16 protein-coding genes are annotated in these 20,635 nt (G+C 55.1%); 8 read left to right on the forward strand and 8 right to left on the reverse strand.

Features of this window, described 5'->3' with window-relative positions; all coding sequences use genetic code 11:
• Positions 1-51: 51 nt before the first annotated feature.
• Genes ACO6S1_RS03970 through ACO6S1_RS03980 form a run of 3 tightly spaced genes read right to left on the reverse strand, consistent with a single transcriptional unit; the run spans position 52 to position 2,924 of the window.
• The gene (locus ACO6S1_RS03970; protein ID WP_422345035.1) at positions 52-579 is read right to left on the reverse strand and encodes a hypothetical protein; all 528 of its coding nucleotides are present in this window, start codon (positions 577-579) and stop codon (positions 52-54) included.
• On the reverse strand, positions 580-2,127 hold the full coding sequence (locus tag ACO6S1_RS03975; RefSeq protein WP_422345036.1) for an ABC transporter permease/substrate-binding protein: 1,548 nt from the start codon (positions 2,125-2,127) through the stop codon (positions 580-582).
• Positions 2,124-2,924, reverse strand: coding sequence for an ATP-binding cassette domain-containing protein (locus ACO6S1_RS03980; protein ID WP_422345037.1), 801 nt, complete (start codon positions 2,922-2,924; stop codon positions 2,124-2,126). Before ACO6S1_RS03980 ends, ACO6S1_RS03975 begins: the two co-directional genes overlap by 4 nt.
• Before the next feature lie 117 nt (positions 2,925-3,041).
• On the opposite strand from ACO6S1_RS03980, the gene ACO6S1_RS03985 reads away from it, so the two are divergent.
• A complete protein-coding gene (locus ACO6S1_RS03985) occupies positions 3,042-3,875 on the forward strand; it encodes an SDR family oxidoreductase (RefSeq protein WP_422345038.1) in 834 nt (277 codons plus the stop codon).
• A gap of 10 nt (positions 3,876-3,885) precedes the next feature.
• Here the strand turns inward: ACO6S1_RS03985 and ACO6S1_RS03990 are convergent, their stop codons facing one another.
• Positions 3,886-4,182, reverse strand: coding sequence for a 4a-hydroxytetrahydrobiopterin dehydratase (locus tag ACO6S1_RS03990; protein WP_422345039.1), 297 nt, complete (start codon positions 4,180-4,182; stop codon positions 3,886-3,888).
• 54 nt (positions 4,183-4,236) lie between these two features.
• On the opposite strand from ACO6S1_RS03990, the gene ccmA reads away from it, so the two are divergent.
• Both ccmA and ACO6S1_RS04000 read left to right on the forward strand, forming a co-directional pair.
• Positions 4,237-4,875, forward strand: a complete 639-nt coding sequence (gene ccmA, locus ACO6S1_RS03995) for a heme ABC exporter ATP-binding protein CcmA (RefSeq protein ID WP_422345040.1) — start codon at positions 4,237-4,239, stop codon at positions 4,873-4,875.
• A complete protein-coding gene (locus ACO6S1_RS04000; RefSeq protein ID WP_422346132.1) occupies positions 4,875-5,522 on the forward strand; it encodes a heme exporter protein CcmB in 648 nt (215 codons plus the stop codon). The genes ccmA and ACO6S1_RS04000 overlap by 1 nt, the downstream gene beginning before the upstream one ends.
• A gap of 2 nt (positions 5,523-5,524) precedes the next feature.
• On the opposite strand, the gene ACO6S1_RS04005 is transcribed toward ACO6S1_RS04000, so the two are convergent.
• Together ACO6S1_RS04005 and ACO6S1_RS04010 are read right to left on the reverse strand one after the other, a co-directional pair.
• A complete protein-coding gene (locus tag ACO6S1_RS04005) occupies positions 5,525-6,283 on the reverse strand; it encodes a competence/damage-inducible protein A (protein ID WP_422345041.1) in 759 nt (252 codons plus the stop codon).
• 132 nt (positions 6,284-6,415) lie between these two features.
• Positions 6,416-8,134, reverse strand: a complete 1,719-nt coding sequence (locus tag ACO6S1_RS04010; RefSeq protein WP_422345042.1) for a sulfatase-like hydrolase/transferase — start codon at positions 8,132-8,134, stop codon at positions 6,416-6,418.
• A 121-nt stretch (positions 8,135-8,255) separates the two neighbouring features.
• Between ACO6S1_RS04010 and map the strand changes: the two genes are divergently transcribed.
• The 5 genes from map (at position 8,256) to ACO6S1_RS04035 (ending at position 14,182) form a co-directional block, all read left to right on the forward strand.
• A complete protein-coding gene (gene map / locus ACO6S1_RS04015; protein ID WP_422345043.1) occupies positions 8,256-9,083 on the forward strand; it encodes a type I methionyl aminopeptidase in 828 nt (275 codons plus the stop codon).
• Positions 9,084-9,184: 101 nt separating this feature from the next.
• Positions 9,185-11,347: a PQQ-dependent dehydrogenase, methanol/ethanol family gene (locus tag ACO6S1_RS04020; RefSeq protein ID WP_422345044.1), complete on the forward strand. Its 2,163-nt coding sequence runs from the start codon at positions 9,185-9,187 to the stop codon at positions 11,345-11,347.
• A gap of 235 nt (positions 11,348-11,582) precedes the next feature.
• Positions 11,583-11,921 (forward strand): P-II family nitrogen regulator, encoded by a 339-nt coding sequence (locus ACO6S1_RS04025; RefSeq protein WP_108811770.1) that lies wholly within the window; start codon positions 11,583-11,585, stop codon positions 11,919-11,921.
• Positions 11,922-12,002: 81 nt separating this feature from the next.
• Complete coding sequence (glnA, locus tag ACO6S1_RS04030) at positions 12,003-13,415, forward strand: type I glutamate--ammonia ligase (protein ID WP_422345045.1); 1,413 nt, start codon at positions 12,003-12,005, stop codon at positions 13,413-13,415.
• Between the two features lie 140 nt (positions 13,416-13,555).
• Positions 13,556-14,182 carry a hypothetical protein gene (locus tag ACO6S1_RS04035; RefSeq protein WP_422345046.1) on the forward strand — a complete coding sequence of 209 codons (627 nt, stop codon included), beginning with the start codon at positions 13,556-13,558 and terminating at the stop codon, positions 14,180-14,182.
• 46 nt (positions 14,183-14,228) lie between these two features.
• Here ACO6S1_RS04035 and ACO6S1_RS04040 read toward each other — a convergent pair whose 3' ends face one another.
• Complete coding sequence (locus ACO6S1_RS04040; protein ID WP_422345047.1) at positions 14,229-18,410, reverse strand: translocation/assembly module TamB domain-containing protein; 4,182 nt, start codon at positions 18,408-18,410, stop codon at positions 14,229-14,231.
• Positions 18,410-20,581, reverse strand: a complete 2,172-nt coding sequence (locus ACO6S1_RS04045; protein ID WP_422345048.1) for an autotransporter assembly complex protein TamA — start codon at positions 20,579-20,581, stop codon at positions 18,410-18,412. Before ACO6S1_RS04045 ends, ACO6S1_RS04040 begins: the two co-directional genes overlap by 1 nt.
• Positions 20,582-20,635 lie beyond the last annotated feature (54 nt).

The following is a 20,635-nucleotide window of genomic DNA, read 5'->3' on the forward strand; positions in this document are numbered from 1 at the left end:
GTTAACAGGGCCCTTCGACAGGCTCAGGACGAACGGGTCAAAAGATCGATGCTATTTTTTCAGCCCCGGGTTGAGCGCCATCACTTCCTCCATAAAGGATCGCGGCTTTTTCCAGAATTTGGTCTTCAGATTAAACCGGTAACCCAATATCGCCACGGCCTCGCTAGCGAAATGCACGCAATTGCGTTTGTTGAGACTATAGCTTTTCTGCGGCATATTGCGCCATTTGGCGACCAGAGCCATCAGCTCGCGATATTTGCTGTCCCCCACCGTCACGGTGAAATGCGGGTTGCTATTGGCAATATATTTGGGCTTGGGCGTCTCGACCTTGCCTTTGACCGATCCCCATAAAATACCCGGAGAGACATTCACAGCGGTAAATCCGAAGCTGGTGTCTACTGCTTCACCGTTTTCCAGCTTGCCCTTCAACACAAAGAAGGCGTGGGGGAAATTCTTGCCAAAATCATGGGAATAGAAGGTCACCGCGACTTGCGCCTGCGCGGGCATGGCGACCATGAATAGCGGAACGAGAACGGCCAGAAAACGCAGCCGGAACATCACAAAAAACTGTTTTGTCACTTATTGATCTTTCCCGTTTCTGATCTGCTCATCCAGCCATCGCGCCGCCTGTCTAGGCGATTGCTTGTCCGCTTCACGGTCGACTTTATAGTTCGCCTCTCGCATATTTTCCACCGTAATTGCACCGACCAGAGGTTTGATTGCGTTCATAAATATCTCATCTCCGCTGCGCCGTGGAGCAACCAATATCATTGCTTCGTAAGAGGGCACCGCGCCCTTGGTATCTTCCAATATGACAAAGCCATTGGCCGCGATCCTTCCGTCTGAGGAAAAGGCTGAAATCACATCGACTTCCCCGCTCGATAATGCGGGATACATGAAGGTCGGATTAAACGAACGCGCTTCTTTGAACTGAATAGGATAAGCCGCCTTGACCATCGCCCATTCCGGCCGTTCGAGAAATTCGAGATCCGTGCCGAACGCAAAATCAGACGACACGCGGGCGAGGTCATCCAGCGTCTCAAGCTTTTTGCTTTCCGCGTCTTCAGGACGCACCGCAAAGGCATAGGTGTTTTCGAATCCCATCGCGCCCAGCATCATCACGCCATGTTCCAAAGCGCTCCATTTCGCAATTTCACGCACCATGTCGTCTGCGGGCACCGTATCGGTGCGCTTCATCTGGTTGGTCCAGATGGTGCCGGAATAATCGACGTAGATATCAATATCATTGGCGGCGACGGCCTGGAACACCACCGCCGAGCCAAGCCCGTCCTGATAGCGGACCTCATAACCGGCTTCCTCCAGCCGCGAACCGATCAGGCGCGCCAATATGAATTGTTCGGAGAATCCCTTTGCGCCGATCACGACGACATCATCGCGCGCAGCAAGCATCGGCAACAGCGCGATGGCCAAACCGATACCAATGACCGCCGCGCTGCCCCATGCCATGACCTTTCGCCGTTCCCGGATACCCCGCTCGACCAGACCGAGCAGCAGATCGACGATAATCGCCAGCCCCGCAGAGGCAAAACATCCCGTGAGAACCAATGTCCAGTTTTGCGTTTGCAGGCCGGCAAAGATCAGATCTCCCAGACTGGCCTGCCCCACCGTCGTGGACAATGTCGCAGCGCCGATAGTCCAAACAGCCGCTGTCCGGATACCGGCCATGATCGTCGGCGCAGCCAAAGGCGCTTCAACCAGACGCAGCTTTTGTGCTGCCGTCATACCAAGCCCGTCTGCGGCCTGCCTTGCGGCCGGCGGCACACCGGTCAGTCCGGTGACCGCATTGCGTAATATGGGCAACAGCGCGTAGAGCGTAAGCGCCAGCAGCGCCGGCAAAAAGCCAAGCGCCGATATCTCGCCGCCCAGCAAGGCCGATAGCCCGAGCAGAACCGGATAGAAGAGCGCCAGCAAAGCCAGCGCGGGAATCGTCTGGATCAGACTCGCAAACCCCAAAATTACCGCCGCCACTCTCGGTGCGCGTGCTGCCCAGATGGCCAGCGGCAAACACAACGCCATGGCGAGCAGCAATGCCGAAAAACTAAGCTGCACATGGGCTGCCAGTAATTCGGGCACCCGCGCAAAGGCCGGTTGCCATGCCTCTGTCACGCCTTTTTCGCTCCGTCTTTTTTGCTCAGCGCGATGAGATGCGCCGCCTGCGCGCGCGGGACAGCAACCAGGGCTTCGGCTTCATCGCCAACATCGCCCGACAATAGTTCCGCTGGCGTCGCGTCTGCTTTAATCTGCCCGTCTTCCATGACCAATATCCGATCAGCGAGATAGAGCGCTTCGGCCATATCATGGGTGACGATGATCGTCGTCAGCCCCAGCTTTTCATGCAGCGCCTTATATTGCCCCGCCAGACTGTCGCGTGTGACCGGATCCAGCGCCCCAAAAGGTTCGTCCATCAGCATCAATCCCGGCCGGGTTGCAAGGGCGCGCGCGACGCCGACACGTTGCTGCTGCCCGCCACTTAACTGATGCGGCATTCGGGTCGCCATCTCCTGCGGCAATTCGACCAATTCCAGCAGTTCGGCGACGCGCTCGCTGCGCCCCTCCTTTTCGCCAGCCAGCTCCAGACCGATAGCGATATTGCGCGATATAGTCATGTGCGGGAAAAGACCGATATTCTGGAACACATAACCGATCCGGCGGCGCAAGATATGGGGATCAATCGCTTTGACATTATCATTCGCAATCAAGACCTCTCCCGCTGTCGGGTCTGTCAGCCGGTTGATCATTTTCAACAAGGTGGATTTGCCGGAACCGGAGAGACCGACAAGCGCAACAAAGCTACCGGCGGCGATCTCCAGCGATATGTCGTCCACGGCGGTGATGGCACCATAAGTGCGCCTGACATTTTGCAGACTGATCGCTGGTCCGGAGGCGGAAGGGCTTGAAATCATTGTCGCTACTATTGGCCAGCTTTCCCCCATATGTCCAATCGCTCTTGACCTGATGCGGAAAAACCGCTCGAATAAACATCAATGTCAATAAGACAATGAAAAAGGGTGAGGACGATCATGGCATATCAGAGCGGACAGAAATCTATATTCATCACTGGCGGCGCATCCGGGTTGGGGCGTGAGGTTGCTCGCTATTTCGCAGGCAAAGGCTGGTTTATCGGTATTGCCGATATCAACGATACCGGCATGTCTGAAACCGCAGCACTGTTACCCGAAGGCCAAAGCTCGATCCACAAGCTGGATGTCACAGACCGCGCCAACTGGAAATCCGCAGTTGCCAATTTCGGCGAACTGACCGGCGGCACGATGAACGTGCTGTTTAACAATGCCGGCATTGGTGAAGGCGGCCCGATTCAGGAGATGACCGACGAGGATATCGACCTGATGATCGCGATTAATTTCACCGGCTGTATCAGCGGCACGCGGGCCTGTTTCGAAATGCTGAAAAATACGCCTGACAGCTGCGTGCTCTACACAGCATCAGCTGCGGGGATATATGGTGTCGCCGACCTCAGCGTCTATAGCGCCACCAAATTTGCGGTGCGCGGCCTGGCGGAATCGCATGATCTGGAATTCAATAAATATGGCATCAAGTCCCGATCATTGATGCCCGGCTTTGTGGATACCAACATCATCTCGGATGTGGTGGAAGGCACCAATCAAACCGGCAAAGAGCGGCTCGAAGAAAGCGGTGTACTCGTCAGCCCGGTATCGATTATCGGTCCGGCAGCATGGGAAGCCGTTCATGGCAAAAAGGTCCATACGCCAGTCAATAAAATGGCGAAACAATTGGCCTTTGCTGCCCGTTGGATGCCCGGCCGCTTGCGCAAACAATCTGTCGAGCTGGCCGATCTGGGCAATGTTCTGGCTGGAGCAGAGCCCAAAAACTAGAGCCTAAAGACTAGAGCAAAGCCTCTATTTTCGTGGCGAGATCAATATCGCGTTGCGACAATCCGCCATTCTCGCCGGCGTCGTGGGTGGTGAGCGTAATGTCGACTTTGTTATAGACATTAGACCACTCGGGATGGTGATCGGCTTTTTCCGCGTGTAACGCGACCCGGGTCATAAACCCATAGGCTTCGGTAAAATCGGCAAATTTGAACGTGCGGTTGATCGCATCCCGTTTGCCGTCATATTCCCAGTCTGGCAGGGTAGCGAGAGCAGCCTGCCGTTCGGCATCATTCAGTTGCGCAACCATATTTCGATACTCCTTGCTTGGCTTTGCCGCCATTTCGTGGCTTAAGTCTTCCCCATGAACCGAGGGGCGTCAACCAAAATACGGGAAGAAGGCAGCGATAATCTGCGCGCCGAAGCCCTTTCCTGTGTGCGCGGTGACAAATTGCTGTTCCGTAATCTGAATTTTGCGCTGGCACCGGGACAAGCGGGGCTGGTGACCGGGCCCAATGGTGTCGGCAAATCCAGCCTGTTGCGATTGATTGCAGGATTGCTGGCCCCTTTTTCGGGTGCGATCCATGTTCCGGCAACGGTAGCATTATGTGACGAGCGGATGGCTCTCGATGAAAATCTGCCACTGCAAAACGCGCTCCGGTTTTGGGCCACGTTGGACGGGAGGAGCGTTGAGGATTGCGATGCGGCAAGGAAAGATGCCGGTATCGGACATCTTGCCGAAGTGCCCATCCGCTATTTCTCGACCGGTCAGCGCCAGCGCGCGCGCTTAGCCCGCACCTTTTTGACAGACGCCCATTTGTGGTTGCTGGATGAACCAGCCAATGGCCTTGACACAGCATCTGTGGAACTATTGGGCCGCACATTACAAGCCCATCTCGACAGCGGTGGTATGATATTGGCGGCGAGCCATATCACGCTGCCCATTGCCTTTGACCTGTCGCTCGAACTGACGGCGGTTGACGAAATGAAACCGCAGTCATGATAAGTGCGATGCGCACTTTGATCTGGCGGGATGTCCGGCAAAGCTACGCCAGTGGTGGGACTTGGTTGCCGGTGATTTTCTATCTCTCGGCCGCGACACTGTTTCCTTTTGCAGTGGGGCCGGATCCTGATTTGCTGCTCCAGACCGGCGGTGGCATTTTGTGGATCGCGGCATTGCTGGCGACATTGTTGCCGCTCGACCGGTTGGTACAGCCTGATCTCGACAATGGCCTCTATGATCAACTGCTGGTGCGCGGCATAACCGATGAACTCATCGCCTTTGCACGGCTGATTTCTCACTGGCTGGCCTTTGGACCACCTTTGCTGTTTGCAGCGCTCCTCGCCAGCGGATTAATGGGGCTCGAAGGCCCGCCACTGGTCACGCTGCTCGCCAGCCTTGCCATCGCAACACCGGCCCTCGCGGGCCTGGCGGTGATGATCGCAGCCCTGACCGCTGGCCTGAAAGGCGCCGGGGCCCTGGGCGGGCTTTTATTGGTTCCGCTCGCAATACCATTGCTGATCTTCGGAGCGGGCAGCTTGGCCGATCAAAGCGGCAGCGCGCTGTTATTTCTGAGTGCCGTGTCGCTGTTGCTCGTCGCGATCACGCCTTTTGCTGCGGGTGCGGCACTGCGCGCGGCCAGAGAATAGCCTTATATCCCGCCCTCGGTCACTTCATAACCGGCCTCTTCCAATCCGGTTTTGAGCGCCGCTGTGCAGGTTGCCAAATCTCCCGCATCCGTTGACCGCACGACAAAATTTGCGCCCACTGTCCCATTGCGGAAAAACGGATAGCTGCCGATCTGGCAGCCGTCATGCGCGTTTTCGGCGGCAGTCAGAACATCGGCAATTTCACTCTCCGGAGCCCAGGCGCCCAATGTTGCGGACAAGAGGGGCGCGCCGCCTTCCAATGTTCCGGTCAGCGCGTCGAGCATGCCGGCGGTAATATGCGGCACGCCGGCCATCAGGAAGAGATTTTCAATCTTGATCCCCGGCGCGCCGGACATGCGGTTCTCGATCAGTTCGGCACCATCGGGCACACGCGCCATGCGCAGGCGGCCTTCGTTGATCCCGCCCTTATCGGCATAATATTTTTCCAGTATCGCGCGCGCAGTCGGGTGGATAATCACATCGACGCCGAGCGCCTTGGAAATCGCATCGACCGTAATATCATCATGGGTTGGGCCGATGCCGCCGGTGGTGAAGAGATAATCATTGCGCGCGCGCAGGATGTTTACCGCTTCGGCAATCGCGTCCATGTCATCGGCAATGACCCGCACTTCACCCAATCTAATCCCCTGCACATTCAGCCACTTGGCGACCTGCGCAATATTCTTGTCCTGGGTCCGGCCAGAGAGGATTTCGTCACCAATGACGATGAGGGCGGCGGTGTAAATTCGGGATGAGGTCATCGCGCTGGATATAGAGCAGTTGCGGGAATCATCAACGATTTCATGTCCCCGCGACCAGAAATGATAGCCGGATCCCCCCGATGCTCGACTTCTATTCCATCAAGCCTTACGCCAGTCTGTCGAGACGCGCGGCTATGGCGCAGCAGTCCGCTTTATATCTGCATGATCAGAGAGCGGCGGCTGCGCGACGTTTTCCACTGATATGCTTTTCCAGATCGGGCTGCTGCCCAACCGGGCATTATAGCGAATATTAAAAGTATAAGGGTCCGCTTCGGGCGACAGCAGGTCGGGGCCATAAACGCCCTGTATGGCTTGCTGCTCATAACCCATTAGCGACAGCAAGGTCGGGAATATGCGATAATGACTCGTTCGGTTGTGCTGCGCTTTGGTTGCTTGTCGCCAATTGTTATTTCCCTTGTCGGGTCCCCCGATAACCACTAGCGGCACGACCCCTTCTTCGATCTCGGGATTCGGGGTGCAATGCGTAGCAGCGCCGCTGTCTGGTTGTTCATGCAAAAATTGCCCATGGTCGGCGGTATATATGATCGTCGCGCCATCAAGCTGGGCTTGGTTAAACAAGCGGTCGAAAAAGGCTCCGACATTCCAGGATAATGTATTCCGGTAGCTGTTCCGGTATCGCTGCCAGTTACCGGCACGGCTGTAGAGCGCATCGGGCGCTCGCATGTCGGTCACATCTGCATATTGGCGGCGCTCCAGCATGGGTTGGTAGCGGGCATGGCTGTCAGGGAATTTGTCGTTGACCGGAAAATGGGCGCCGACCTTGTTGACCAGAATGAACTGCGGCTTGCCGTCTTCCAGATAGCGGGTCAGACGGTCGGCAACCGCTTGGTCGCGGTCCATGACGGCGACATTGTCAAATTGATCCCATTGATCAATCCACTGACGCTCTGCATCATTCATTTGATTCTGGTAGGCTCCACCGGTGCGTTGGGCATCAATGTAGATCGTCTCCAGACCCGCCGTTCGGGCATAGGCCCAGATAGCCGGACCAGAACGTGCCATCTCCAGATAATTGGACCGTGTCCCGCCATAGCGCAGCGACAGATTGGACCCGACGCTGCAATGGGTAATGGACGCCGCCAGACCGAAATTGTGTATCGGCACCGGCGAAGCGGGGCGATCTAACCCCGAATACACACCATTCGGACTGTTGATATCGAGATAGGCACCGGCAATGCTTTCATCGATAATCAGGATGATATCACCGGATAGTTTCGCACCGCTTTTGGGAATCGTCACGGTCTCGCGTTCACCATTTGGGTATCGAACCAGCTCATATCCCTGCAATAGGCCGAAGCTGAGCCCGCCATGTGCCGAGAGCAGTCCGCTGGCCCCTTCACCGCCGCGGAAATAGAGCAGCAGAACCAGCATCGCCAGAAAAGGTATGGCAACGATTTTGGCAATCCGGCCAGCCCAGGGGATAGGCAATGCCGGTCGCAAGCCAATGCCAAGCAACAGCAAAACCGCTTTGCCTGCAGCCATCAGCATGATCTCGGCTTGCTGATCAAAAGCGCTGCCCAGATCTCCCGCGCTTTGCGTCATGGTGACGAACGCGTCGTAGGTCATAAAATCACCGACAACCCATTGATAACCGTCAACAATCCAAGCGGCACCGGCAAATGCTATGGCAAGAGACCAGCGCAACCAGGCGCGCAAAAAGAAGCCCGCACCGGCGGCACTCACCACACAGAGCAGAAACAACACAGCATAGGCTGCCAATCCGGCAATCTGGATATCCGGCCGGACCAGTGCCTCAATCCGGCGCACCACTTCCATGCCGCCCAGCAGCACCGAAAACAGGATCAGCAAGAGTTTCAACTTGTTGCGCATCAAGGTCCCGAAAATATTCCAATATCGGAATTGGCTGATAGAAGAAGGGCGTTAATTTTAGCCAAATGCTTGCCATATTTCTGGTATCGCCAAATCAGGCGGGAACCGCTATATATCAGCTATGACCGATTATCTTACCGTAGAAGATGCCACGCCGCAGAGCCGGACAGGCGCGATCAAACTCCACGGCCCGGAAGGCTTTGAAGGCATGCGCAAAGCCGGACGGCTGGCCGCCGAAATTCTCGATACCTTGGTGTCCCACGTGGTGCCGGGCGTAACCACCGGCGCGCTTGATGATATGGTGCGCAAGCATGCTTTTCGCGAAGGCGCTGTCCCTGCAACACTGGGCTATCGCGGATTCACGCATAGCTGCTGCACCTCGATCAACCATGTCGTGTGCCACGGTATCCCCGGGGACAAAAAACTCAAGGAAGGCGACATCGTCAATATTGATGTGACCGTCATCGTCGATGGCTGGCATGGTGACACCAGCCGGATGTTCATCATCGGCAAGGCCCCGGTAAAGGCGGCGCGCTTGGTCCAGACTACCTATGAATGCCTGATGCTCGGCATCGAACAAGCCAAGCCGGGCAACCGCATGGGCGATGTCGCGCACGCGATCCAGACCCATGCGGAAGGAAACCGCTATAGCGTCGTCCGCGATTTTTGCGGCCATGGTCTGGGCCAGATGTTCCATGATGCACCAGAGGTTGTCCATGCCGGACGCCCGGGCACGGGACCGGAACTGCGCCCCGGCATGTTCTTCACCATCGAGCCGATGATCAATATCGGCAAATATGCGGTAAAAATGCTCGAAGACGGTTGGACAGCCGTGACCCGTGACCGTTCTTTGTCGGCCCAATTTGAACATAGCATCGGCATTACCGAAACCGGCTGCGAGATATTCACCAAGAGCCCTGCCGGTCTGGACTGTCCGCCTTACGCTTAACGCTTAAACGTGCATCAGCCTTGACCGCAGCGCTTAAATTTAGCTAGTCAGTTAAATCAGGTGGAACCCATGAAGGTTTAGCCAGCTCGGGAGAATTGACGATGCGTCGTTTAGGATTATTTTTTGCAACATGTTTGCTGGCCGCCTGCCAGAACCAGACCGCAGATGACAACAGTGTATCAACCGAAATTGTTGATGCTGAATGGAACAATATCGGCTTTAACGCCAAAGAACAGCGACACAGTCCTCTCGATCAGATCAATGAGAGCAATGTCGGGGAACTCGGCATCGCCTGGTTCAAGGATTTGCCCGATGCCCGCGGGCAGGAAGCAACCCCGATTGTCGTTGATGGCAAGCTTTACATCTCGACCGCCTGGTCCAAGGTTTTTGCCTATGACGCGAAAACCGGTGAGGAACTGTGGTCCTATGATCCTGAAGTGCCGGGCGAAAAAGCGGTGGATGCCTGCTGCGATGTCGTCAATCGCGGCGTCGCCATTTCGCGCGGCAAGCTGTTCTTCGGAACGATTGATGGCCGCCTGATTGCACTGGATGCCAATACGGGTGCGCGGCTGTGGGAAAAACAGACCACTGACAACAGCAAACCTTACACGATTACCGGCGCACCGCGGGTGGTAAAAAATATGGTCATTATCGGCAATGGCGGCGCCGAATTCGGCGTGCGCGGCTATGTCACGGCCTATAATGTATCTGATGGCTCGCAGAAATGGCGGTTCTACACTGTCCCCAATCCCGAAGGCAAAGCGGATGGCGCGGCCAGCGACGAAATTTTTGCCAAAGCCGCCAACAAAACCTGGGGCGATGGCGAGTGGAAGGAATCCGGCGGTGGCGGAACCGTCTGGGACAGCATTGTCTATGACAAAGAACTTGATCAACTCTATTTCGGCGTCGGCAATGGCAATCCCTGGAACCACGGACTGCGTTCCGGCGGCGAGGGTGATAATCTGTTTCTCTCTTCCATCGTTGCGGTAAACCCCGATACGGGCAAATATCTCTGGCACTATCAGGAAACACCTGCCGAGACTTGGGACTATACTGCCACACAACATATCATCATTGCCGAGATTGACTGGCCCAAAGAGACCGCAGAAGGTGAAGAAAAAACAGCCCTCACTGAAAGGCGCAAAGTGCTTTTCCATGCGCCGAAAAACGGGTTTTTCTTTGTTATCGACCGGACCAATGGCCGGTTGATGAGCGCAGAACCATTTGTCGAGAATATCAATTGGGCAGAAGGATATAATCTGGATACCGGCCGCCCGATCGAAAATCCCGAGGCGCGCTTTTATAAAACCGGCAAACCGTTTGTCTCGATTCCCGGCGCTCTCGGCGCGCATAACTGGCATCCGATGAGCTATAACCCGAAGACCGGTCTCGTCTATATTCCGGCCCAGCAAATCCCGCAGGGATATGAAGTGCCGACCTCTGATCTCGACAAGAAGCGCGAGCGGCTGGGTTTTAATGTCGGTATTGGCTGGGCAATTGGCCAGCTGCCCGATGACAAAGACGTTTATAAAGCCGCTATAGCTGCCACAACCGGCAAGCTGGTTGCCTTTGATCCTAAAGCCGGCAAGGTCGCCTGGTCCGTTGATTATCCCGCAGCCTGGAACGGCGGGACGATGACAACAGCGGGCAATCTGGTTTTTCAAGGCACCAGCGTTGGCCTGTTTAAAGCCTTTGCCGCCGATAGCGGCGAAGAGCTTTTGAGCATGGATATGCAATCCGGCATCGTTGCCGCGCCTTCAACCTATATGGTCGATGGCGAGCAATATGTCGCTTTCCTGACCAGCAAAGGCGGGGCCTTTCCCTTGGTTGCCGGTGTTGCGGGCGGGGCATCGCGCACCGTTCCCAATATTCCGCGGCTGGTTGTCATGAAGCTGGGCGGCAAGACGACTTTGCCCGCCGTGCCAGAGAAAAGCGAAGTTGTCTGGGATCCGCCAGAGCCAACCGGCACGCCGGAACAAGTCGCCGAGGGTAAGGCCCTCTATGGCCGTTTCTGCCTCGTCTGTCATGGCGACAGCGCAGTGGGCAATGGGTTCACGCCTGATTTGCGAATATCCGGCACCCTGGCGAGCGAAGAAGCCTGGGCATCAATCATCACCGGAGGAGCGCTGAAACAGCATGGCATGGTCAGTTTTTCATCGCAGCTGGAAACCGATGACGTCGAAGCATTGCGGCATTATGTCATTGACCGGTCTAACTGGACCAAGGCCAATGTCGCAGACCTAAGCGCCCCGATCGGTCGGTAAGCGGGACCCAATGATGCTGCCTAATATTTAGGCGGGTCCGCTCAAAAATGCCTGTTTTTTGGGCGGCATTGAAACTGTCTTCGTTTGGCTTTAGCAGATTACCAGCGATTCTTTTCACGATTCCAATCTGGCATGGTAATTGAATTGTAGCGGGCAAGTGCGCCCGATTTTGGTGTTGCATCCGCATGCCAGAGTATAAGGTAACGCGACCAAAATACAGGGATAGGACTTTAAAATGAAAAAGATCGAAGCGATCATCAAACCATTCAAGCTCGACGAAGTTAAAGAGGCGCTTCACGAGGTCGGCGTATCCGGCATCACAGTCACCGAAGCAAAAGGTTTTGGCCGTCAGAAAGGCCATACCGAACTCTATCGCGGCGCTGAATATGTTGTGGACTTCCTGCCCAAGGTGAAGCTGGAGGTTGTCGTGGATGACAATCTCGCGGAACGGGTTGTAGAAGCCATTTCGACCGCCGCCCAAACAGGCCGGATCGGCGATGGCAAGATCTTCGTCATCCCGGTCGAATCGGCACTACGCATCCGTACCGGAGAACGCGACAGCGACGCGATTTAACGCTGTACTGCAAGGCATAGACTTCATTCAATTTTTTCAATTCAACAAACCAAACTCCAAAACAAACCAAGGGACGAAATAATGGGCAATACTACCGCAGACATCATGAAAATGATCAAGGAACATGAGATCGAGTGGGTCGACGTGCGTTTCACCGATCCGCGTGGCAAATGGCAGCATTTATCCATGTGCGCCGATGTTGTTGACGAAGATGTGCTGGAAGAAGGCTTCATGTTTGATGGGTCATCCATCGAAGGCTGGAAAGCGATCAACGAATCCGACATGATCCTGCGTCCGGATCTCGATGCCGTATATATGGATCCGTTTTCAGCAACGCCCATGATGGTTCTGGTCTGCAACATTGTCGAGCCAGGCGATGGCTCGCTCTATGGCCGCGATCCCCGCTCTACCGCTGTGCGTGCCGAAGCCTATCTCAAATCGACTGGCATTGGTGACACTGTCTACGTTGGTCCGGAGCCGGAGTTTTTCATGTTCGACGATGTGAAATTCGAGGATGGTTATGACCGTAGCGGTTATAAAATTGATGATGTCGAGCTGCCCACAAATACCGGACGCGATTATGAGATCGGCAATATGGGACACCGCCCGCGCGCCAAAGGCGGCTATTTCCCCGTCGCGCCCGTAGACAGCGCCATGGACATTCGCGCCGAAATGGTTGCAACCATGATGGAAATGGGTCTGCCGATGGACAAGCATCACCACGAAGTGGCCGCTGCGCAGCATGAACTGGGCATTACCTTTGGTACGTTGACCGAAACTGCTGACCGCACGCAAGTGTACAAATATGTCGTGCAGCAGGTTGCCCATGCCTATGGCAAAACCGCGACGTTCATGCCAAAACCGATCAAGGATGATAACGGCTCCGGCATGCATACCCACATGTCGATATGGAAAGACGGCAAGCCGCTTTTTGCAGGCAATGAATATGCCGGCCTGTCGGAAATGTGCCTTCACTATATTGGCGGCGTGATCAAACATGCCAAGGCCTGTAACGCCTTCACCAACGCCACGACCAACAGCTACAAGCGTCTGGTTCCTGGTTTTGAAGCACCGGTACTTCTGGCCTATTCGAGCCGTAACCGCTCCGCTTCCTGCCGTATTCCCTACGGTGCAGGCGATAAAGCGAAGCGTGTTGAATTCCGTTTCCCGGATGCGTTGGCCAACCCGTATCTCAGCGCAGCAGCACTGCTGATGGCTGGTCTTGATGGCATAGAGAATAAAATTCACCCCGGTGACGCGATGGACAAAAACCTCTATGACCTGCCGCCAGCGGAACTGGCCGAAGTGCCAACCGTCTGCGGTTCGCTGCGCGAAGCACTCGAAGCACTGGAAGCGGATCATGAATTCCTGCTCAAAGGCGATGTCTTCACCAAAGACCAGATCGATGCTTATGCCGAGCTGAAATGGGAAGAAGTCAGCCGTCTGGAAACAACACCGGCACCTGTCGAATTCGACATGTACTATTCGAGCTGATCCTACCGATCACATTGGATCAAAAGGCCCGGGGCAAGAAATTGCTCCGGGCTTTTTAATGTTCAGGGCATCAACAAAGCTGTCGGTTCAGTAACCTGACAGGTTGCCCATGCTTCTGGTTACCAAAGGAGCATCCGCCAATGAAACTGATTCCGGCTTTATTGTCCGCTACAGCGGCATTTGCTTTTTCCAGCACTTTGGCTCTGGCCGATGAACCAGAACGTCTCGTGCTGGAGGGACTCTCGCTTCAAATGACAGAAACGCAAGTCCGCGCCGCCATGCAAGCGCAGCACTTTGAACAAGTTGGTGGAGAAGGCGCTCCGCTAAAATATCACAGCAGCTTTGAACAATTGGTTGCAATCAAAAGCGCGGATCCAGAAAAATTCGAAATTTATCAGTCAACCGCTGAACTGCGCTTCGAAAACGATAACGGCCATTTAGTAATCGGCTTCATGCCGTTCGTTAATGAAACCGTCGTTACGTCAGTTGTTTTTTTTCCCAGTAACGTCCCCTGGATGCAGCGAACGTTTCCCAACTGCCATAAATTTGCTGATGAGACACGACAGAAATATGGCGTGCCCAAGGGAGAGAACTCGCCATCTCATTTCCGGTTGAAGGCACCGATGGAATTTGGTGGTCAGATGAAACCGGATGGGCAAATCATCTCCACAAATTGCAGTCCACGATTCAATGCAAATATCCGCCTGTATAATCCTTATGCTCGGGACTTGCTTGTCCAGCAGATTGACAATGCCTTATTAGAATAGGCGCTGCCTTTAAAGGATGGGCTTTGACCAAACTTGAATGAGAATATCAATAATCCCGCGAAACCTGTATGTTTACATTTTGTCGACCGATGGTGGAAATGCTGGATAGTATCGACAACCAGCGGGTGATCTGAAACTCCAGACGTGTTGCGCTATATCCCTGGCCATCGGTGATCAGCTCCACATAGGCCCTGCGTGTAATATATTTGCCCGCTGCAATAGAAGTGCTTTGTCCGGTTGTAATATCCGCCGGCAATATGCGCAGCCGGTCAAGGCCAACGGCCTTGCGCAGCTGGTTAATCGGATCCAGCCCACCGCCGCTATTGAGCGACGCGACCGCCGCCGCCAACTGCACTGCCTCTGGCGCAGAGAGATCAGAGATGGAGGCTCCGAACAAAACGCGCGATAGCAATTCATCCTCTGGCAGGGCCGGCACACTGTTAAAGGCGATTTCCGGGCTGTTGCCGCGTCCGGTGACATTGATTGTGGCATTCAAGCCAGTCAAGTCTGCCTCCGCTTCGATATCCAGAATTGGATTGGGTGGCTGGTCACCAACAAAGCGGATGGTCCCGCGCTCCAGCTGAAAGCGGCGACCGGCAAATGTATAGTTACCGCGGATAAGATTTGCGCTGCCAACCATCGCAAAATTGTCGACTGGGCCGGACACTTTCAGATTGGCCCGCCATTCGCTGTCCAGTCCGAGTCCTTCAACCTGCAGGCGATTGGGCGCATTCGCATTGAGAGCAAATCGCCACGGACGGCTGCGAACAACCGGCGGGCGTTCATCAGCCCTGCGATTGATTTCGCGAACCTTGACCTGTGGCAAGACCACACTCTCGCTGGCATTGCCGAATTGAAAGAAACTGCGGTTCAAAGTAACATCACCGGAAATCAGACCGCCATCAGCTGAACTGCGGATTTGAATCGGTCCGCTTACTGTCGCAGCAAAATCATCACGGGCAATCAGTCGGGCGTTTTCGGCATTGAGGTCCAGCATGATGCCTATACCCTCGCCCGGTGCAACCGCGAAATTGAAATTGCCGGAACCGCTCACCGAACCGCCGCCCCTGGTCGAACCGGTAATATTGGGAAGCACCAGACGCGAACCATCAAATTCACCCTGTGCCTTGATACCGGAAATAACGGTGCCCGTCAGGCCGCTCTCCAGACGCGCGTTGCTGGTCCGTAGCTGGCCGCTTATTTGCGGATTGGCGAGCGTTCCCCCAACATCGGCGCTGATCGCCAATGGCCCCGTCAAATCAAATGTTTCGACCCCGGTCAGCCGCCACAGGGCATCGGCGGCACCGTTGAAACGCGCTTGTGCAAACAAGGGGCTACGTAGCAATTCATCCTGCCAGTCTCCGTTGCCGAAACCGGTAACACGCCCTTGAAAGCGGCCAATTGTCTTGGACTGCGACTGGATAATCCCGCGGGCAGCCGCGTTGCGGTTTGATATCGCTATATTCAAACCCAGATCGATCGGCCTTGATGTCAGGATCAATCCAGAGCGAGTTAGACCTTTTATATTGAGCTTCGCTTCACCGACCGGCATTTGCGAACCGGTCTGAGTCAATTTGACCGTGCCATTGGCTTCCCCGCCGAGGCCCAAATCATGCGCCGCAATATCTATCAGTGTCAGCGGCATTTTCTTCAGCGTCATATCAAGTCGCGATACGCCGCTGCCCCATTCACCGGAAATGCGTACACTGCCACCGCCATAGCTCAATGTCGTCGGCGATGCAGACCAGCCACCACTAATGCGGCGCAGTTCGAGTGGGCGGACAAGCCGCAGCGTGCGGCCTTCAAACAGCCCATTGCCGGAAATGACATAAAGGTCTGGCTTGATATCGGCTTTGGCCTGGAAATTGAAAGTGCTGCCCCGCGTGCCGGCGACAGAGAATGTGGCATTGCCAGTCCCGTTAATCAGCTTTGCATTTCCGGCGATCCGGCCGACAATCAGGTCACCACGGCTTATCCCTTGCGCACGCACGGTCACATCAATGTCAGACTGTCCGTCAATCAAGACGATATCGGCATCTAGCGCACCGGTGCGGATAAGGATCGGTGGCTCACCATCGAACCGGGCATTATTGGCGGTCAGTTTTGCCCGGATCAATTGGCGGTTCTGGCTGGGTTCCAGCAAGACATTCCCGTTCACACCGCCGCCACTAATGGCAAGATTGCCGGCAAGTCCCAAAGCAGTGGGCAGGATAACCCCGGTGGCAATTGTATCCGACACTTTGAGCTGGTCGAACCGGACACGCGTTTCTTGCCCCGCGACCGTTACGATTGCTCCGTTACCGGCAAATGGGCCCAATGTGGAGCCGCCAGCGGCTGTAAAGGCAAAGCCATTTTCGACAGGATCAAGATTTACCTGCACGGCTGAAAGACCAGCAGCAGGCAGCGGGCTATCGAGCAAAACTGCTATCTCGGGGCGGGCCAATGGACCGTTAAGGTCGAGTTGGAAAGCGCCATATTGATCGTGATCGCCGCGCCCGGAAAACTCGAATATTGTCGCAGTTTGCTGCACCCCGCTGCCGCTAAAGCGCAGCTTGGGCGCCTCGATATTCAAATTGGGAAAACGCAACTTGCGGTCTGCGCCCAAAACCAAACCGGTTTTAACCTTTGGAAGACCGCCGCCCAATTCTCTCAGGAAAGCATTGTCGAACCGCCGCAAATTTGCCGTCACTGTCCCATCGAGAGCAAGGCCACCAGCACGGGGGCCAATTTCCATATCCGCCACGATATCGGCAATCCCGACACCATTCACGGCAAAGCCGGGCGCTTGCGCATCGATGTTAACTGCAAATTCGCCCGTCGCCAGCCGTGCTTCTATGTCGGCCGTAGCCCGCGCGCTATCTGTCGTGATTACCGCGTTTTCGGTAAATAATCGTCCTTGCTCCAACCGCAAATTGGCCTGCCCGTTAAAGCCGGATAAGAGCTGCTTGAGCAGCTCCCCGTTGCCGATCATCGAGCCAACCGCCAATTCAACCGGAATATAGAAACCATCAGGATCGCGGCGACCTTCTCCGGATGCCTGCACGCCGGTCAGCAGGGTTTTGCCAAACGCGATTTGCGGTGCGGTCAGCAAATATTGGTAACGCAATTCCGAAAATTTTCCGTTGAGCAATGCCTTTAGTTCAAGATCCTGTGCTTTCATGCTCGCCGCCAATACCGAAGGATCGCGGACCGCCGTCTCTATTCGCAAAGCATCCAGCGCGTTGCGGGCAAGATCAATCCCACCCTTGGCCGTCAGTTCAATGACGGCGGAGCGAGCGGCGAGATCGAGTTGCACCAACCGGTCTTCAACCGACATGTTGCCATTGACCGCCAACCGCGGCGCAGCCAATTTTGCTGCAATGCCATCGGGCAACAGATCTGCTTCAATATTGCCGTCATAACCGAACAGCCCATCACGCGCTTCCAGTGTCAGTTCGGCCATCGATTGTTCGGCACTGTTCACCAGCAGGCTGCCATCCCATTTCGTCCAATCGCCTTCGCCGGCAAGTGTGATCGCATAGTCCCGATTCAATCCAAGCTGACGCGCGACTACACCCTCCGCCGGGGCCGTGATTTCTGCATTGAGATCAAGCTTTTCGCGATCCGGTTCTGCGTTCAGACTAAGGATGATCTTGTCACCGCTACGGGTTGTCGCAGCGTCCAGCGTCACCATGATCCGACCGGAACGGATATCCGCCGCCCCTTCCAGATCAGCGCGCTGCTCTTCGCCAATGACGGGTTCCTCAAGAACCAGACCATCGGCGCGGAAAGACCCCAGATAAATATCGAAATCGGGAAGCAGAGGCGCATCCTGCTGGGTATCCAGCAGTTCAGGGAGACGCTTCAACCGGGCCTTGGAAACCACGGCATCGGAAATATTCAGCTCATTGAAAATCCAGGCCAGCGGGCTCCAGTCCAACGCGACGCTGCCAGCCTCAAAAAAAACGCCTTTGGGGTCGGCCAGCGCAAGGTCAACTATCTCCATCTCGTTATAGATTGAACCGTCGATAGCGCCGATGCGAATACGCAATCCATCTTCGGGCTCCAGCGCTTCAATCTCGCTGATAATGAATTCATGCCCGCTATCACTGTCCAGCCAAAAGGCACCGCCAACAAGAATGATGGCGAACAATAGCGCCGCTGTTCCCAACACGCTCCAAATTGTTCGGCGCACGCGGAAGCGTTTTTTGCCGGATGGGGGAGTGATTTCCGGTTCCTCGCTAACCATCAGAATGCCTGCCCCAGGGAAACATAGACGGCGATCCGTGAATCTCCCGGTTGCGGATTGATCGGCGTACCCACATCCACACGAATGGGACCAAAGTCGCTATAGTAGCGCACACCCAGGCCTGTTCCGTAACGCAACCCGGAAAAATCAGGCAAAGACTCCGTGTAGACATTGCCAGCATCGATAAACGGCACCACACCAAAATTTCCGCCGAACAAATCCAGCCTGACGCGAGCCTCGAGCGAGAATTCGACAAGGGAGCGTCCGCCCGAAGGATCGTTATTCACATCGCGCGGTCCGATCCTTTGGAAACCAAAGCCGCGAACCGAACCACCGCCCCCGGAATAGAGCCGGCGTGACGGCGCAATCCGGTTGCTGCCAGCACCAACGATAGAACCAAATCGCGCACGACCGGCCAGTACGATTTTCTCTGAAACCGGGAAATAGGCGCTGCCGTCAATCTGGCTGCGCACATAAAAGAAACTGCCGGACTGCAGTGAAGCCTCTGGCGATATGCGCGCGCTCAACCGAAACCCGGTTGTCGGATCCAGCAAGTCATCACTGCCGTCATAAGCCAGATTCGCTGGTAATGCGCCGATGAAAAACGTCTCGCGCGATGTCGTCTGGTTGTCGCCGTCAATATCGCGTTCTTGCGATGCCAGCAGTTCAATACCGGCTGACCAGTTCCATTTCTTTTGAAAAATCAGATTGCTCTGCCGTTCGATACTGCCGGAGACAGAAAAGGTTCGTGCTTCAAAAGCCGAGTTATCGACATTACTCAGTGCCACTTGCCCATTCAGCACATTGTCTCGCCGCCGGAAATTGTTGCGACGATAGGTAATGCTGCCTGACTGTTCCTGTGTCGCCATCACTCCGGTCAACCGGATCAATCCTTCCGGTGGAAACATATTCCGATGTTCCCAACTGACTTCGGAACGCAGGCCTTCACCGGTACCATAGCCCACTGCGCCAGAAATGGTGCGCAGCGGTGCCGGTGTGATATTCGTCGCCAGATCGACAACACCAGGTTTGTCTTCCGAAGCGACGGGTTCCAACGTGACTGTCGATACCAGGCCAGTCGCGATCAGAGCCCGGCGAAAGTCTTCGACTTCGGACAGTTGATAGAGATCGCCTTCGTCAAACCGAGCAATTAGCGCGGCATGTTCGGGGCCAAAAAGCTCTGTATTCTCCAGCAATATGGAACCGAATACATATTTGCCGCCAGGGGTGACGATGATATCCAGGTCACCCTCACGCTCGGCATGATCGATGGTGAGTTCCGGCTGGCTGCTTTCGGCAAAAGCATAACCACTTTCCGCCATGTCGGTGTCCAGCCTGGCCTTTGCCTCCACAATTGCGTCACTATTGATGATATCTCCGGACTGCAGACCAAAGGATTCCCGTAGTCTTTTCGGGTCTTCGCCTTCTGCCTTATCTACGCCGGTGAGGCTAACAGCATCCAACCGGTATTGCGGTCCCGCCGTCACCGCAAAGGTTACAACTATGTCACCGCCCGGCTTTTCGGCAAAACGGTTGAGAACGATCGCATCATAATAGCCGCTGATGCGTAGCAAGCGCTCCACCAATTCCCGGTCAGCCTCAGCACGTCTCTTGATTTGCGCGAAATTGGCTTCTTCGCCCTTATATTGATCAAGCGCCGATAAAATTTGAAAGCGGGTGTTGAAACTCTCATCCAAACCTTCCGGCAAGCCAGCAAAACCTACCGTATAGTCGTGTTCGGACATGGAATCGGCGGGCAGGAAGCTTGCAGCAATGCCTTCTTCCAATTCAGCCTCGGCCTCTTGCCGGATCGAATCATCCTCAATCTCGGCAATTTCTTCTTCGGCAAGCCGGCGATCCATTTCCAGATCGCGCGGCGTTTCTGGAACCTGTTCGAGCTGTTCGGCATCCTTATCAGGCTCACTGAGATCGGGCCAATCGACACCAAAATCGGGAAACTCGGCGAGCGGCTTATCAGGGTCAAGCGGTTCATTTTCCGCAATATTGTTTGCCGTTTCAGGCTGCTGCGGCACTGGTTGTGTTTTATCGCTGTCGATAGGCTGCGCCTGTAACGGCGAAGACAGGCTCAGGAAGCCAACAAGATGCAACGCCGCAAGGACAATTCCAACCAGCAACTTGAAAAGGCAGCAACGATACGCGGTCAGGCCCATGGCGGATCTTTAGCCGCTCCCACGGTAGGAAGCTAATAAAATAGGCGGGATTTC

Source organism: Parasphingorhabdus sp. (assembly GCF_965233695.1).
Taxonomy (GTDB): Bacteria; Pseudomonadota; Alphaproteobacteria; order Sphingomonadales; family Sphingomonadaceae; genus Parasphingorhabdus.

Coding starts and splice junctions, on each gene's coding strand:
- glnA (WP_422345045.1), top strand. CDS start 12,003: ATGGGCAATACTACCGCAGACATCATGAAAATGATCAAGGAACATGAG.
- ACO6S1_RS04025 (WP_108811770.1), top strand. CDS start 11,583: ATGAAAAAGATCGAAGCGATCATCAAACCATTCAAGCTCGACGAAGTT.
- ACO6S1_RS04010 (WP_422345042.1), bottom strand. CDS start 8,134: ATGCGCAACAAGTTGAAACTCTTGCTGATCCTGTTTTCGGTGCTGCTG.
- ccmA (WP_422345040.1), top strand. CDS start 4,237: ATGAACCGAGGGGCGTCAACCAAAATACGGGAAGAAGGCAGCGATAAT.
- ACO6S1_RS04020 (WP_422345044.1), top strand. CDS start 9,185: ATGCGTCGTTTAGGATTATTTTTTGCAACATGTTTGCTGGCCGCCTGC.
- ACO6S1_RS04005 (WP_422345041.1), bottom strand. CDS start 6,283: ATGACCTCATCCCGAATTTACACCGCCGCCCTCATCGTCATTGGTGAC.
- ACO6S1_RS03990 (WP_422345039.1), bottom strand. CDS start 4,182: ATGGTTGCGCAACTGAATGATGCCGAACGGCAGGCTGCTCTCGCTACC.
- ACO6S1_RS04040 (WP_422345047.1), bottom strand. CDS start 18,410: ATGGTTAGCGAGGAACCGGAAATCACTCCCCCATCCGGCAAAAAACGC.
- map (WP_422345043.1), top strand. CDS start 8,256: ATGACCGATTATCTTACCGTAGAAGATGCCACGCCGCAGAGCCGGACA.
- ACO6S1_RS04035 (WP_422345046.1), top strand. CDS start 13,556: ATGAAACTGATTCCGGCTTTATTGTCCGCTACAGCGGCATTTGCTTTT.
- ACO6S1_RS03980 (WP_422345037.1), bottom strand. CDS start 2,924: ATGATTTCAAGCCCTTCCGCCTCCGGACCAGCGATCAGTCTGCAAAAT.
- ACO6S1_RS04045 (WP_422345048.1), bottom strand. CDS start 20,581: ATGGGCCTGACCGCGTATCGTTGCTGCCTTTTCAAGTTGCTGGTTGGA.
- ACO6S1_RS03985 (WP_422345038.1), top strand. CDS start 3,042: ATGGCATATCAGAGCGGACAGAAATCTATATTCATCACTGGCGGCGCA.